This is a genomic window from Vibrio sp. 1580 (assembly GCF_033340055.1).
On sequence record NZ_JAWOVT010000659.1, the window covers coordinates 1 to 533 of the forward strand.

The window sequence follows — 533 nt, forward strand, 5'->3', positions numbered from 1 at the left end:
AACGGCGCCAAGTGTTGCATCAATTCCAATGCGTTGTTGTCCGTCACCAAAATGGCATCAAAACGCTCATCGCTCAACTTGGTGCGATAGAGTGATTCGAGCTGGGTAAAAAACTGCTCGCTCTGGTTACGCTTGGAGTCCAAGTATAAAACTCGCATGTCCATCTCGCGGTCATCGAGTTGTTGATCGATCCCGCGCTGAATGGAATCCGTCCAAAAGAATCCTTGGTGATAAGAATGGACGACAAGCACCTTCGGCTCTTGAGCAAGTGTCAGTTCACTCCAGGCACATGCACTCCAGAATAAGGCGACCAAAATCAGAAAACGCTGCACATTCTCTCCATAGCATCGGAGTTAACCCGCAGTTACTCCTGCCAAACCTTGTGAATCGTGTCCGCTGTGAGTATAAAAGAGACGTAACTCTCATACCCAACGGAAATAATAGTATGAATGCGAGCCTGCCGAAACTCGACGACCTTGACCGCGCAATCTTAAAAACACTTATGGCAGACGCCAGAACGCCTTACGCCGAAA

At 48.6% G+C, this 533-nt stretch carries 1 protein-coding gene and 1 pseudogene; one reads left to right on the forward strand and one right to left on the reverse strand.

What is annotated here, in order from left to right; translation table 11 throughout:
* Positions 1 to 332: pseudogene (locus tag R7093_RS27695) on the reverse strand (GGDEF domain-containing protein); the annotation flags it as partial.
* Between the two features lie 113 nt (positions 333 to 445).
* Here R7093_RS27695 and R7093_RS27700 point away from each other — a divergent pair.
* The coding region (locus R7093_RS27700) for an AsnC family transcriptional regulator (protein WP_318147339.1) at positions 446 to 533 on the forward strand (88 nt) is incomplete at its 3' end.